Source organism: Streptomyces sp. S3(2020) (genome assembly GCF_013044505.1).
Classification (GTDB): Bacteria; Actinomycetota; Actinomycetes; order Streptomycetales; family Streptomycetaceae; genus Streptomyces.
The window spans coordinates 1-13,157 of record NZ_JABERD010000250.1 but is presented as its reverse complement, the minus strand read 5'-3'; the positions used below and the strand labels follow the sequence as shown (position 1 = coordinate 13,157).

Annotated in this window: 12 protein-coding genes; 7 read left to right on the top strand and 5 right to left on the bottom strand. The window is 71.4% G+C overall.

Annotated features, from left to right (window positions below; all coding sequences use genetic code 11):
• Nucleotides 1-12: 12 nt before the first annotated feature.
• Entirely contained in the window at nt 13-603 is a 591-nt protein-coding gene (locus HLK59_RS42930) for a DoxX family membrane protein (protein ID WP_171147095.1), read from the bottom strand.
• A 138-nt stretch (nt 604-741) separates the two neighbouring features.
• On the opposite strand from HLK59_RS42930, the gene HLK59_RS42925 reads away from it, so the two are divergent.
• Both HLK59_RS42925 and HLK59_RS42920 read left to right on the top strand, forming a co-directional pair.
• A complete protein-coding gene (locus HLK59_RS42925) occupies nt 742-1,065 on the top strand; it encodes a nuclear transport factor 2 family protein (RefSeq protein ID WP_171147094.1) in 324 nt (107 codons plus the stop codon).
• Nucleotides 1,066-1,140: 75 nt separating this feature from the next.
• A complete protein-coding gene (locus HLK59_RS42920) occupies nt 1,141-2,121 on the top strand; it encodes an aldo/keto reductase (protein WP_171147093.1) in 981 nt (326 codons plus the stop codon).
• A gap of 27 nt (nt 2,122-2,148) precedes the next feature.
• Here the strand turns inward: HLK59_RS42920 and HLK59_RS42915 are convergent, their stop codons facing one another.
• Together HLK59_RS42915 and HLK59_RS42910 are read right to left on the bottom strand one after the other, a co-directional pair.
• Nucleotides 2,149-2,844, bottom strand: a complete 696-nt coding sequence (locus HLK59_RS42915; RefSeq protein WP_171147092.1) for an ABC transporter ATP-binding protein — start codon at nt 2,842-2,844, stop codon at nt 2,149-2,151.
• Between the two features lie 76 nt (nt 2,845-2,920).
• Entirely contained in the window at nt 2,921-4,399 is a 1,479-nt protein-coding gene (locus HLK59_RS42910; RefSeq protein ID WP_171147091.1) for an ABC transporter permease, read from the bottom strand.
• A 246-nt stretch (nt 4,400-4,645) separates the two neighbouring features.
• On the opposite strand from HLK59_RS42910, the gene HLK59_RS42905 reads away from it, so the two are divergent.
• Nucleotides 4,646-5,698, top strand: coding sequence for a D-alanyl-D-alanine carboxypeptidase (locus HLK59_RS42905; RefSeq protein ID WP_171147097.1), 1,053 nt, complete (start codon nt 4,646-4,648; stop codon nt 5,696-5,698).
• Nucleotides 5,699-5,920: 222 nt separating this feature from the next.
• Here HLK59_RS42905 and HLK59_RS42900 read toward each other — a convergent pair whose 3' ends face one another.
• On the bottom strand, nt 5,921-6,679 hold the full coding sequence (locus HLK59_RS42900) for an SDR family oxidoreductase (RefSeq protein ID WP_171147090.1): 759 nt from the start codon (nt 6,677-6,679) through the stop codon (nt 5,921-5,923).
• A gap of 132 nt (nt 6,680-6,811) precedes the next feature.
• Here HLK59_RS42900 and HLK59_RS42895 point away from each other — a divergent pair, with 132 nt between their 5' ends.
• On the top strand, nt 6,812-8,458 hold the full coding sequence (locus HLK59_RS42895; protein ID WP_171147089.1) for an alkaline phosphatase D family protein: 1,647 nt from the start codon (nt 6,812-6,814) through the stop codon (nt 8,456-8,458).
• On the opposite strand, the gene HLK59_RS42890 is transcribed toward HLK59_RS42895, so the two are convergent.
• Complete coding sequence (locus HLK59_RS42890) at nt 8,445-9,461, bottom strand: Gfo/Idh/MocA family oxidoreductase (RefSeq protein ID WP_171147096.1); 1,017 nt, start codon at nt 9,459-9,461, stop codon at nt 8,445-8,447. The genes HLK59_RS42895 and HLK59_RS42890 overlap by 14 nt on opposite strands.
• A 193-nt stretch (nt 9,462-9,654) precedes the next feature.
• On the opposite strand from HLK59_RS42890, the gene HLK59_RS42885 reads away from it, so the two are divergent.
• From HLK59_RS42885 to HLK59_RS42875, 3 genes are all read left to right on the top strand, one after another.
• Nucleotides 9,655-10,956 (top strand): multidrug effflux MFS transporter, encoded by a 1,302-nt coding sequence (locus tag HLK59_RS42885; protein WP_171147088.1) that lies wholly within the window; start codon nt 9,655-9,657, stop codon nt 10,954-10,956.
• Entirely contained in the window at nt 10,908-12,098 is a 1,191-nt protein-coding gene (locus HLK59_RS42880) for a serine hydrolase domain-containing protein (protein WP_171147087.1), read from the top strand. Before HLK59_RS42885 ends, HLK59_RS42880 begins: the two co-directional genes overlap by 49 nt.
• A gap of 32 nt (nt 12,099-12,130) precedes the next feature.
• Nucleotides 12,131-13,157: small ribosomal subunit Rsm22 family protein (locus HLK59_RS42875; RefSeq protein ID WP_171147086.1), on the top strand; the 1,027-nt coding region annotated here is incomplete at its 3' end.

Below are 13,157 nucleotides of genomic sequence, written 5' to 3'. Positions count from 1 at the left end.
CCGTCACCCCCTCTACTCCCCGAACAACACCTCCTGCTCACCGACCCGCTCCGCCTGTTCCTCCCTCTCCTTCTCCTGGAGCCGGCGGTTCCGTGCCCCCACGATCACCGCCGTGGCCGCCGCCGTCACCGCGAGGGCCGTGGGGACCATCCACCCGCGGTCGAACACGTGCCCGATGGCGTGGTCGAGGGAGAGCCGTCCGGGTCCCGTGACGGCGAGCCCCGTCGCCGCGAGGCCCAGGGTCGCCGCGTACTCGAAGCCGCCCTCGGCGTTGAAGAAGCCGTTGGGTGCGTGCACGGTGGCCGCCCCCGCCATCGCACCGGCCGCCGCCGCACCCGCGGCCGGTGTCGCCAGGCCCAGCGCCAGCAGCGTGCCGCCGCCCGCCTCCGCGAGGCCCGCCGCGGTGGCGCTCGTCCTGCCGGGCGCGTAGCCGACGGACTCCATGAACCGGCCGGTCCCCTCGATGCCGTGGCCGCCGAACCAGCCGAACAGCTTCTGCGCGCCGTGCGCGGCCAGCACACCCCCGGTTCCCAGCCGGAGCAGCAGCAGGCCCAGATCGCGTCGGTCGTAGGAAGAGTCGTAGGGAGAGGTGTGTGAGGTCACGATGACTCCTGGGAGAGATGGACGGGCCCCCCGTGACGCCCCCTCGCGTTTCCACCGTCGCACTCCCGACCCCCCTCGGAGTGACCCGCGCCGCCGTTCGGGTGGCGGCCCCGGGGGAGCGGTGTGAGTCTGGCTGGCATGACGATTCAGACCGGCAAACTCAGCGACCCCGCGGTCCGCGCCTTCGTCAACGCCGTCAACGCGCACGACCGCGACGGCTTCAAGGCCCTCCTCGCCCCCGGCGCGACGATGTCGGACGACGGCTCCGACCGTGACCTCGACGACTGGATCGACCGGGAGATCTTCTCCTCCCACGGTCACATGGAGGTCGACAACGAGTCCCGCGGCGGCCGTGACCTCATCGCCCGCTACAGCAACGACACGTGGGGCGAGATGCGCACCAAGTGGCACTTCGAGGTGGACGGAGACAAGATCACCCGCTTCGAGACCGGACAGGCCTGACCAGCCTGACCAGCCCGACGGGTTCCGTGAAAGCCCTTGCCCTGGAGTGCGCTCCAAGCCCTAGCGTCTCGACCCATGGAGACGAACAGGACTTTGGGCCGCAGCGGCATAGAGGTCAGCGCGCTCGGCTTCGGCTGCTGGGCCATCGGCGGTGAGTGGCAGGCCCTGGACGGACAGCCCCTCGGCTGGGGCAAGGTCGACGACGACGAGTCCGTCCGGGCGATCCGGCGCGCCCTCGACCTCGGCGTGACCTTCTTCGACACCGCCGACGCCTACGGCACCGGGCACAGCGAGCGGGTCCTGGGCCGCGCTCTCGGCAAGCGCCGCGCAGACGTGGTCGTCGCCACCAAGTGGGGCAACCTCTTCGACGAGGACACCCGCACCCTCAACGGGCAGGACGCCTCCCCGGAGCATGCCCGCGAGGCACTGACCGCCTCCCTCACCCGCCTCGGTACGGACTACGTCGACCTGTACCAACTGCACCTCTCCGACGCCCACCCCGACCAGGGCGCCCGACTCCGCGAGGCCTGCGAGGAGTTCGTACGCGAAGGCCTCGTCCGCGCCTACGCCTGGAGCACCGACGACCCGGCCCGCGCCGCCGTCTTCGCCGAGGGCCCGCACTGCGCCGCCGTGCAGCACGCGCTCAACGTGTTCCAGGACGCGCCCGAAATGCTCGCCCTGTGCGAGGAGTCGGAGCTCGCGAGCATCAACCGGAGCCCTCTCGCGATGGGGTTGCTGGCCGGTCGGCGCCAAGGAGCCCTGGAAGCAGGTGACATCCGCAGCAGGCCCCCGGCCTGGCTGCCGGGCTTCAGCGACGGCGACGGCGCCGACCCCGACTGGCTGTCCCGCGTCGACGCGCTCAAGGACATCCTCACCAGCGACGGCCGCACCCTCGCCCAGGGCGCGCTCGCCTGGATCTGGGCCCGCAGCCCCCGCACCATCCCGATCCCGGGCTTCCGTTCCGTCGCCCAGGCCGAGGCGAACGCGGGCGCGATCGAGAAAGGGCCGCTCACCGCCGAGCAGTTGACCGAGGTCAACCGCATCCTCGAACGGTGAACGGCCCGTCCCGCTCGGCCCGTCTCCCTAGTACTGCGCGTACGCCTGCCGCTGATCCGTCAGCGTGATCTGCCCGGCCTTGATCGTGGCCAGACGCGGGGACTTCTTGGCGATCGACGAGTCGTGGGTGACCATGATGAAGGTCAGCCCGTACTCGTGCCACAGGCCTTCGAGGAGGGCCATGATCTCGTCGCGCATCGACTCGTCGAGGTTGCCCGTGGGCTCGTCGGCGAGGAGGACCTTCGGCTTCTTCACCAGCGCGCGGGCGATGGCGACGCGCTGCTGCTGGCCGCCGGACAGCTCGGACGGTGCATGGGTGAGGCGCTCGCCGAGGCCGACCGAGCGCAGCGCCTCGGCCGCCCGCTCGCGCCGCTCGGCCGGCTTCACGCCGAGCGGTACGAGGGCCGTCTCGACGTTCTCCTGCGCGGTCAGCGTCGGGATGAGGTTGAAGGACTGGAAGATGATGCCGATCTTCTCCGCCCGCAGCCTGGTCAGCTTCGCCTCGCTGATCTTCGCGAGGTCGACGCCGTCCAGCTCGACACTGCCCTCGGTCGGCCGGTCCAGGCCGCCGATCATCTGAAGCAGGGTGGACTTGCCGCCACCGGTGGGGCCCTGGATGACGAGCTGGTCGCCGTCCTCGATGGTGAGGTCGATGCCGCGCAGCGCCTCCACCGTCTCCTTGCCCCGCGAGTAGCGCTTGGTGACGCCGGTCAGTCTGTACATGGGGTGCTCCAAAAGTAAGGGGGGTGGGGCGCCGCGGCCCGGGGGGAACGGACGCGGCGCCCCAGCTCATGAGGGGTCAGGACACGCTGCGCAGCGCGTCCGCCGGCCGCATCCGGGACGCACGCCAGCCGCCCATCGCGCCGGCGATCAGACCGCCGGTCACCGCCAGGCCCACCGCGAGGGCGATGGTGGTCAGGGAGACGGGCGCGGACAGCGCGATCTCCATGGTGTTCTGGGTGGACTGCTGGCCCGGACCGCCACCGCCGCCGGGGCCGCCGCCCATGCCGCCGCCACCACCGCCGGAGCTGCCGAGCGAGGCGGTCAGCGTCGGGCTGATCATGGTCACCGTGTATGCGGCGGCGAGGCCCAGGCCGATACCGAGGGCGCCACCGATCAGGCCGTTCACCATCGACTCGCCGACGACCTGCCGGGTCACCCGGCGGCTCGGCCAGCCCAGCGCCTTCAGCGTGCCGAACTCACGCACCCGGCGGGACACCGCCGAGGACGTCAGCAGCGCGGCCACCAGGAAGGCGGCGGCGAGCACCGCGACGGACAGCCACTTGCCGACGCTGGTCGCGAGGTTCGAGGCGGTGGACAGGGAACCGGAGACGGTCTCCGCGAGGTCCGCCGAGGTCGTGACCGTCGTACCGGAGATGTTCTTCTGGATCGTCGACTTGACCGAGTCGATCTGCTGGGAGTCGGTCGCCTTGACGTAGATCGTGGTGACCTGGTTCTTGGCGTCGGCCAGTGTCTGGGCCTGCTTCAGCGGCAGGTAGACGTCGGTGGTGGACTCGCTGCTGGAGGCCGTCGCGATGCCGATGATCTTGTACTTGGTGCCGGAGATCTTGAGGGTCTTGCCGACCTTGTACGAGTTCTCCTTGGCGTAGGACTTGCTGAGCACCACGACCTTGGCGTTGGTCTGCGAGGCCGTGAAGGTCTTGCCGGAGGTGATCTCCATGCCGGCCAGCGGGCCGAGGGTCTGGTCGGTGACGTCGACGCCGGCGACCGAGTAGGAGTTCACGTCGAACGAGGCGCCGCCGCCCTGCACCTGGGGGGCCGCCGTGCTGTTGCCGCCGCTGCCGCCACCGGGGCCGCCCTGGCCCTGGGACTGGCTGCTGCCGGTCGTGGACTGCGCCTTGCCCTGGGTGAAGGAGCCGTCGACCTTGGTGACGTTCAGGGTGATCGCGCCGACCGCGTTGTCCACCCCTTCCTGCTTCGCGACCTTGGCGACCAGCGCGGCCTTGAGGGCCTGGCCGCCCTGCGTCATCACCCGGTCCGAGCTCTGCGTGTCGTCACTGTCGTTGGAACTGGCGTCGAACTCGAAGTTCGGTCTGCCCGAGCTGTTGTCGGTGGGCGCCGACCTCGCCTTGGTCACCGTCATGTCGGTGCCGAGTCCGTACAGCGACTTCAGGACCTTGTCCTGAGCCTGAGTCATACCGGCCGACACCGAGTTGACGGTGATGACCAGCGCGATACCGAGCGCCAGACCCAGTGCGATGACCAGGGCGGCCTTCTTGCGCCGGCCCAGCTCGCGCTTGAGATAGATGCCAAACATCCCGTTCCTCAGAGGTTCTTGGCGCCCGCTGTGGGCGCGGCCTCAAATTAGGGACGAACCTTTGAGCGCGGCTGAGTAAAGGATGTGTAAGGACTGAGAATGCGGGGGCTCGAATCAGAAATGGGTAAGACAGCTGATTCCTAAGCTGCGGAGGGCGTATTGCCAGGAACCCGCTGTTGGGTGGGGTCTTACTTCGCGAGGAGCGGTCCTTCTTTGAATTCCCTGTCCAGGCGGTCCCTGCTGGTGATGGCGGCGGCCGCGCCGCTGGTCACGGCCACTCCCGCGGCGGCCCTCCCGAAGAAACTCACGGCCCGCGCATGGCTCGTCGCCGACCATGACAGCGGCGACATTCTCGCCGCCCACCGCGCGCACCGACGCCTTGCTCCGGCGTCCACGCTGAAAATGCTGTTCGCCGTCACGGTCCTGCCGAAATTCGGGCCCACCGAGCGTCACAAGGTGACCGCGGCCGACCTGGCGGGAATCCCGGCCGGCTCCAGCCTCGTCGGCGTCAAGGCCGGAATCACGTACACCGTCGAGCAGTTGTGGCAGGGCGTCTTCCTGCGCTCCGGCAACGACGCCGTGCACGTCCTGGCCCACATGAACGGCGGCATCGCCGAGACGGTCGCCGAGATGCAGGCCAAGGCCGAGGACCTCCAGGCGCTGGACACCCACGTCGCCAGCCCCGACGGCTTCGACCACAAGGGGCAGCTGTCGTCGGCGTACGACCTCACGCTCTTCGCCCGGCACGGGCTGGGGGAGGCCGGCTTCCGCGCGTACTGCGCGACGAGGACCGCCGACTTCCCGGCGTCGGCGAGGGGCGGGAAGACCTTCCAGATCCAGAACACCGACCGCCTGCTGACCGGTTCGTACGGGGTGCGGACGTACGACGGTCTCATCGGCGTGAAGAACGGCTACACGAGCAACGCCGGCAACACCTTCACCGGCGCCGCCACCCGCGACGGCCGCACCCTCCTGGTGACGGTCATGCACCCCGACAGCGGCGGCAACGCCGTGTACGAGGAGACCGCCCGGCTGCTCGACTGGGGCTTCGGGGAAGGGAGTTCGGCGAAGGCGGTCGGACGGCTGGCGGATCCGGTGAGCGAGGCGAGTCCGTCGCCGACGAGCGGGACGGGCGAACCGGGTAAGGCGAGCAAGGGTGAGCGGGGCGCCGGGGGAGCGGCCGGAGCGGCGGGTGTCTCGGCGGACGGTCCCTCGCCGTGGCGGCTGCTCGAAGGGGCGGCCGGGACCCTGGCGCTGGCGGCGGGCGGGGCGTACGCGCTGCGCAGGCGCCGACGCTGACGTGCACGGCAGCCGTTCCACCCACCGGAGCTTCCCTCGCGGTCCCACGCGAGGTCCACCCCCATCCGGTGCGGTGGAACGACTGCCGTCTCCCCCCTCGGTTTGGTCTGCGGAAGCTCACTGCTCCAAGTGTGAAGTTCTGGTGGAGGAGATGTAGAGCATAAGTCTGTCACCGGCCCAGATGGAGCGGATGTTCATATTCCGGTTGTGCAGATTGAGCCCTCAGCCACGCCCCACGTACGGCATCGCCGTCGCCAGTACGGTCGCGAACTGCACGTTCGCCTCCAGAGGCAGCTCGGCCATGTGCCGCACCGTCCGCGCGACGTCGGCGACGTCCATCACGGGCTCGGGCGCGACCTCGCCGTTGGCCTGCAACGCCCCGGTCCGCATCCGCGCGGTCATGTCGGTCGCCGCGTTCCCGATGTCGATCTGCCCGACCGCGATGCCGTACGGCCGCCCGTCCAGCGACAGCGACTTGGTGAGGCCGGTCAGGGCGTGCTTGGTCGCGGTGTAGGCGACGGAGTGCGGGCGGGGCGTGTGCGCGGAGATCGAGCCGTTGTTGATGATCCGGCCGCCCTGCGGATCCTGCTCCTTCATCTGCCGGTACGCCGCCTGCGCGCACAGGAACGCCCCGTTGAGGTTGGTGTCCACCACATGCCGCCACGCGTCGTACGGCAGCTCCTCCACGGGCACCCCGCCGGGCCCGAACGTCCCCGCGTTGTTGAACAGCAGGTCCACCCGCCCGAACCGCGCCACGGTCGCGGCGAACAGCGCGGCCACCTCGTCGGGCCGTGAGACGTCCGTCCGTACGGCGAGACGCGCGCCCTCGGGCGCGAGCGCCGCCGTCTCCTCCAGCGTCTCGGTCCGCCGCCCCGCCAGCACCACCGACCAGCCCGTACGCAGCAGTTCCACGGCGACCGCGCGGCCGATCCCGGAGCCCGCTCCGGTCACCACGGCGGTCCTTGCGTTTTTCGTGTCCATGAGCGCGCAGCGTAGGTGAGCCTCCGCGATACGGAAGCGCCTGTCCGCCATCCGGGTGCTGCCGCCTCCGTGAACGTGTGTCGACGCCGGGCCCGCGCCCTTCCCCTCCCTCAACTGTGACGGGAGGAAAGAATGACCATCGCACCATCAGGCCGGTCGCAGCGACACAGCCCCGAACTGCGCGCCGCCGCCCGCCATATCGGCCGCCGCCGTTTCCTGGGCCTGACCACCGCGGCCGCCGCACTCGCCTTCGCCGTCGACCTGCCCGCGACCGGCACGGCAGCCGCCGCCCCACTCGACGCGGCACGCATCCGCGACTTCCCCTTCACCCTCGGCGTCGCCTCGGGGGAGCCACTGCCCGGCTCGGTCGTCCTGTGGACCCGGCTCGCGCCCGCTCCCTACGAGCCCGACGGCGGACTGCCCGCCGAACGCGTCGACGTCGACTGGGAGGTGGCCGAGGACGAGACGTTCGCGACGGTCGTCGCCAGGGGCACGGCCGTCGCGCACCCGGAGTTCCACCACACCGTGCACGTCGAGGCCGAGGGCCTCGCCTCCGGCCGCGTCCACTACTACCGCTTCCGGGCGGGCGACTGGCTCAGCGAGACCGGCCGCACCCGCACGGCGCCCGCCGCCGACAGCCCGGTCTCCTCCCTGACCGTGGCCGCGGTCTCCTGCCAGGCCTACCACGACGGCTACTTCACGGCCTACCGCCACCTCGCCGAGGACGACGTCGACCTGGTCCTCCACCTCGGCGACTACCTCTACGAGTACGCCGTCGACTCAGCCGGCGGCGCCCGCGGATACACCGACCGCGCGCTCCCGACCCTGTTCGACCACGAGACCGTCACGCTGGAGGACTACCGGCTGCGCTACGCCCTCTTCAAGACCGACCCCGATCTGCAGGCCGCGCACGCCAGACACCCTTTCGTGGTCACCTTCGACGACCACGAGACCGAGAACAACTACGCCGGGTCCATCCCCGAGAACGCCGTCCCGCCGGAGCAGTTCCTGCTGCGCCGCGCCGCCGCCTACCGCGCCTACTGGGAGAACCAGCCACTGCGTCCCCCTCAGCTGCCCGTCGGCCCCGACATGCAGCTCTACCGGCGGCTCCAGTGGGGCCAGCTCGCCCAGTTCGACGTCCTCGACACCCGTCAGTACCGCTCCGACCAGGCCTACGCGGGCGCCCAGCACGTCCCGGGCCCCGACTCCGAGGCCCCGGACCGGACGATGACCGGCGCCGCACAGGAGAGCTGGCTGCTGGACGGCTGGCACGCCTCCCAGGCGCTGTGGAACGTGGTGGCCCAGCAGGTCTGCTTCTCCGGCCGCAAGCTCGACCTCAACCCCGTCGCCAAGGTCTCGATGGACGCCTGGGACGGCTACCCGGCCTCCCGTCGCCGTGTTCTCGACGGCGTGAAGGCGGCCGGGATCGAGAACCTGATGGTGCTCACCGGCGACCTCCACCGCGGGTACGCCTTCGACATCAAGGACGACTTCGACGACCCGTTCTCGCGCACCCTCGGTACCGAGATCGTCGCCACATCCGTCACCAGCGGCAAAGACGGCGAGGAGAGACCCTCGAACTGGACCACCTACATGGCCGCCAACCCGCACCTGAGGTTCTACGACGGCCGGCGCGGCTACACGACCGTCACCCTCGACCGGGCCCAGGCGCGCGCCGACTTCAAGACCCTGCCGTACGTCACCACGCCCGGGGCACCGATCACCACGGCCGCCTCCTTCGTCACGGAGGTGGGCAACCAGGGCCTCACACCGGCGTGACGGCCTCCCCGGCGGCCTCCCCCGGGTAGCGGACCCCGATGTGCTCCCGGACCGTGTCCATCGTCCGCATCACCGCGAGCGTGCCCTCCAGCGGGACGAGCGGCGATTCGGTCTCGCCGGCCCGCAGCGCGCGCATGACCTCGGCGGCCTCGTGCTTGAGGCTGTTGCGGGGACCGGCCTCGGCCTTGAACTCCTCGGGGTCACGGCCGTCCCGGTGCAGGACGAAGCGGTCCGGGAAGAAGAAGCCGTTCGGCACGTCGATACGGCCCAGCGAACCGGTGACCGACGCCGAGGTCGCCGTACCGCCGACGATCGAGCAGTGCACCGAGGCGAGCGCGCCGCCGTCGTAGGAGAACAGGGCTCCGGTCTGGAGGTCGACGCCCTCCTCGGAGAGCGTCGCGCGGGCCGCGATGTCCGACGGCTCCCCGAGCAGCAACTGGGCGAACGATACCGGGTACACACCGAGGTCCAGGAGCGCGCCGCCGCCCTGCGCCGGGTCGCGCAGACGGTGGCTGGGCGGGAAGGGCCCGGCCAGTCCGAAGTCGGCCTGGACGGTGCGCACCTCGCCGATCGCACCGTCGTCGACCAGCGCCTTGAGCCGCCGTATCAAGGGATTGCAGTACATCCACATGGCTTCCATCAGGAAGCTCCCGCGCTCCCGCGCGAGCCCGACCAGTTCCTCCGCCTCGCGCGCGTTGAGCGTGAACGCCTTCTCGCAGAGCACGTTCCGCCCGGCCTCCAGACACAGACCGGCGGCCGCCCGGTGTGCCGAGTGCGGGGTGGCGACGTAGACGACATCGATGTCCGCGTCCTCGGCCAGCGCCCCCCACTCGCCGTACGCCCGCTCGATCCCGAACCGCTCCGCGAACGCCTTCGCCGACCCCTCACTCCGCGAGGCCACCGCCACGACCTCCGCATCCGGAAGATCCACCAGATCGGCCGTGAAGGCCGCCGCGATCCCACCGGTCGCCAGGATTCCCCAGCGCACCTTCTGCTCCGTCATCTCCGTGTCCGTCCTCGGTCGCGTGGCGCTCACCGGTGTGTGTCCTTGGTGAGCGAGGTCGGCGCCGGTCGCCAGGATTCCCCAGCGCGCCCTCTGCTCCGTCATCCCCGCGCCCACCCTTGCTCGCGTGACACTCGCCACTGTGTACGAGCTGAGAGCATAGGTGGCGGATCGGACTCGGAGGGAGGGGCACATGCCCGACAGCGGGGCATCGACACCGGAACTGGAAGAGGCGGCCGCGGCATCGGCACAAGCGCGGCCGCCCACTCGTGCCGTGCGCCGCACCGGCTGGGTCGTCACCCTGACCCTCGGCGGGCTGACCGCCACGCCCCCGCTCGCGATGGACATGTACCTCCCCTCGCTCCCGGAGGTCACGAACTCCCTGCACGCGCCCGCCGCGACCGTCCAGCTCACCCTCACCGCCTGTCTGCTCGGCATGGCCCTCGGACAGCTGGTGGTCGGCCCGATGAGCGACCGCTGGGGGCGCCGCCGTCCGCTGCTGACCGGTCTCGCCGTCTACGTGGTGGCCACCGCCCTGTGCGCCGTGGCGCCCACCGTCGAGACCCTGGTCGCCTTCCGGCTGACACAGGGGCTCGCGGGCGCGGCCGGGATAGTGATCGCGCGGGCCGTCGTCCGCGATCTCTACGACGGCGTGGCCATGGCCCGCTTCTTCTCCACCCTCATGCTGATCGGCGGGGTCGCCCCGATCGTCGCGCCGGTCATCGGCGGCCAGATCCTGCGCGTGACGGACTGGCGGGGCGTGTTCGTGGTGCTGACGGTCGTCGGCGCGCTGCTGGCCGTGCTGGTGTGGGCCCGTCTGCCCGAGACCCTCCCGGTGGAGCGACGCCAGGCGGGCGGGGTCGGCGCGGCCCTGCGGTCCATGGGCACCCTGCTCGCCGACCTCCCCTTCACCGGGTTCATGCTCGCGGGCGGCTTCGCCTTCGCCGCGCTGTTCGCGTACATCTCGGCCTCGCCGTTCGTGATCCAGGAGATCTACGGGGCCTCGCCGCAGACCTTCAGCCTGCTGTTCGGGCTGAACTCGATCGGCCTGGTCGTCGTCGGCCAGATCAACGGCAAGGTACTGGTCGGCCGGGTCAGCCTGGAGAAGGTGCTGGGCGCGGGCCTCGCGATCGTCATCGCCGCCGCGACCGCGCTGCTGCTGATGTCCCTGGGCGTGTTCGGCGAACCCGGCCTGGTGGCCGTGGCCGCCGCCCTCTTCGTCCTGATGTCGGCGATGGGCGTCACCCTCCCCAACGCCCAGTCCCTCGCCCTCCTGCGCACCAAGCACTCCGCCGGCTCCGCCTCCGCCCTGCTCGGCACCTCCTCCTTCCTCATCGGGGCCATCGCCTCCCCGCTGGTCGGGATCGCCGGGGAGGACACCGCCGTACCGATGGCCGTGGTCCAGGTCGTGTCGGCACTGGTCGCGCTTGCCTGTTTCATGGGAATGTGCCGTCCTTGGAACAGACGTGCGAGCGCGGAGGGGGCAGAGAACTGAGCGCGCCGAGACTGCGCAGCGACACACCGGAACGGGCCGGACTCGACCCCGGAGAGCTCGAACACCTCGTCCAGGAGGTCCATGACCTCACCACCGGCGAGCGCCCCTGGGCGGCCGGCCTCGTCGTGGTCGCCGGACGCGGCCCGGTGATCGCCGTCGAGGAGGCCTCGGGCTGGGCGGTCCGGTTCGCGTCCTACGACCCCGAGACCGACGCGGGCGTGGAACTGCCGCGCAAGGCACGCGTCCCGATGACGGCCGCGACCCCCTTCGACCTCGCCTCCCTCACCAAGCTGTTCACGGCCGTCGCCGCGATGCAGCAGATCGAACGCGGCACGCTCGGCATCGACGCCCGGGTGGGCGCGTACCTGCCGGACTTCCGCGCGGCGGCCCGGCACGGGGTGACGGTACGGGAACTGCTCACACACACCTCAGGACTGCGCCCCGAACTCCCGCTGTACGACTGCGCGGACGACGCGGAACGGCTGGAGCTGCTGCGGTCCGAGCCCCCGATCGGCGTACCCGGCACGTACACGTACTCGGACGTGAACCTGCTCCTCCTCCAGCACGTCCTGGAACGCATCACCGGCCGTGGCCTCGACACCCTCGTCCACGACGGCATCACGCGGCCGCTGGGGATGACGGCGACCGGGTTCGGGCCGTGCCCCGGGGCGGCGGCGACGGAGTACCAGCGGCGGCCCTGGGCCAAGGCGGACCGCGGGATGCTGCGGGGGGTCGTCCACGACGAGAACGCGTGGGCGCTGGGCGGGGTGGCCGGCCACGCCGGTCTCTTCTCCACCGGCCGTGACCTCGCCGTCTTCTGCCGAACCCTCCTGGCCGGCGGTTCGTACGGCCCCGCCCGCATCCTCGGACCCGACTTCGTCGACCTGCTGCTCACCCCGCCGGGCCTGGGCTTCGCCATCGACCAGCCGTGGTTCATGGGCGAGCTGGCCGGGCGGGGGGCCGCGGGGCACACCGGGTTCACGGGGACCTCGCTGGTCCTGGACCGGGCGACGGACACGTTCCTGGTGCTGCTGTCGAACGCGGTGCACCCGCGAAGACGGCCCCCGGACAGCGGGCCGAGGGCGGCGGCGGCCACCCGGCTGGCACGCGCGGTCCGGCCCACCAGCCTGGCGGGGCCGTGAGGGCTGCGTGTCCGGCGACCTAGAATCGCCGGGTGAACGCCCCCGTATCCCCGGCCGAGACCCTCCGCGCCACCCTCGCCACCCTCCTCGACGGACTGCCCCCCAAGCAGGCCGCGCAGGCGGTCGACCGGCTGATCGCCAACTACCGCGGGGCGACCCCGACCGACGCGCCCATCCTCCGGGACCGCGCGGACGTCGCCGCCTACGCCGCGTACCGGATGCCGGCCACCTTCGAGGCGGTGCGCTCGGCCCTGGACGCGTTCGCGGAAGCGGTGCCGGAGTGGGTACCGGCGAGTCATGTGGACGTCGGCGGCGGCACCGGGGCGGCGACCTGGGCGGTCAGCGCCACCTGGTCCGGTACGCGGCCCGTCACGGTGCTCGACTGGGCGGAGCCCGCGCTGGCTCTCGGCCGGGAGATCGCCGTCGCCAACCCGGCGCTGGGCAGTGCCAGTTGGCGGCGCTCCCGGATCGGGTCCTCGCTCGCGCTCGACAGCACGGACCTCGTCACGGTGTCCTACGTCCTGAACGAACTCACTCCCGCCGATCGGACCGCCCTCGTCGACGCCGCCGCGGTCGCCGCGCGGGCGGTGGTGATCGTCGAGGCGGGTACGCCGGACGGATACGCCCGGGTGATCGAGGCGCGGGACCGGCTGATCGCGGCCGGCTTCCAGGTGGCGGCGCCCTGTCCGCACAGCGCGGCCTGCCCCATCGTCCCCGGCAAGGACTGGTGCCACTTCTCCACGAGGGTCAGCCGCTCGTCGCTGCACCGTCAGGTCAAGGGCGGCTCCCTGCCCTACGAGGACGAGAAGTTCAGCTACGTCGCCGCCACCCGCTTCCCGGCCACCCCCGCTCCCTCCCGCATCGTCCGCCGCCCCCAGATCCGCAAGGGCCAGGTCCTCCTCGACCTCTGCGACACGTCCGAGCACCTGTCCCGCACGACGGTGACGAAACGGCACGGCGACCTGTACAAGGCGGCGAGGGACGCGGACTGGGGCGACCCCTGGCCCCCCCCCCCCTCGCCCCTGTCTCTTATCCCCAACCTCCCCCACCCACGACAAA

Coding starts and splice junctions, on each gene's coding strand:
- HLK59_RS42925 (WP_171147094.1), top strand. CDS start 742: ATGACGATTCAGACCGGCAAACTCAGCGACCCCGCGGTCCGCGCCTTC.
- HLK59_RS42920 (WP_171147093.1), top strand. CDS start 1,141: ATGGAGACGAACAGGACTTTGGGCCGCAGCGGCATAGAGGTCAGCGCG.
- HLK59_RS42915 (WP_171147092.1), bottom strand. CDS start 2,844: ATGTACAGACTGACCGGCGTCACCAAGCGCTACTCGCGGGGCAAGGAG.
- HLK59_RS42910 (WP_171147091.1), bottom strand. CDS start 4,399: ATGTTTGGCATCTATCTCAAGCGCGAGCTGGGCCGGCGCAAGAAGGCC.
- HLK59_RS42905 (WP_171147097.1), top strand. CDS start 4,646: ATGGCGGCGGCCGCGCCGCTGGTCACGGCCACTCCCGCGGCGGCCCTC.
- HLK59_RS42900 (WP_171147090.1), bottom strand. CDS start 6,679: ATGGACACGAAAAACGCAAGGACCGCCGTGGTGACCGGAGCGGGCTCC.
- HLK59_RS42895 (WP_171147089.1), top strand. CDS start 6,812: ATGACCATCGCACCATCAGGCCGGTCGCAGCGACACAGCCCCGAACTG.
- HLK59_RS42890 (WP_171147096.1), bottom strand. CDS start 9,461: ATGACGGAGCAGAAGGTGCGCTGGGGAATCCTGGCGACCGGTGGGATC.
- HLK59_RS42885 (WP_171147088.1), top strand. CDS start 9,655: ATGCCCGACAGCGGGGCATCGACACCGGAACTGGAAGAGGCGGCCGCG.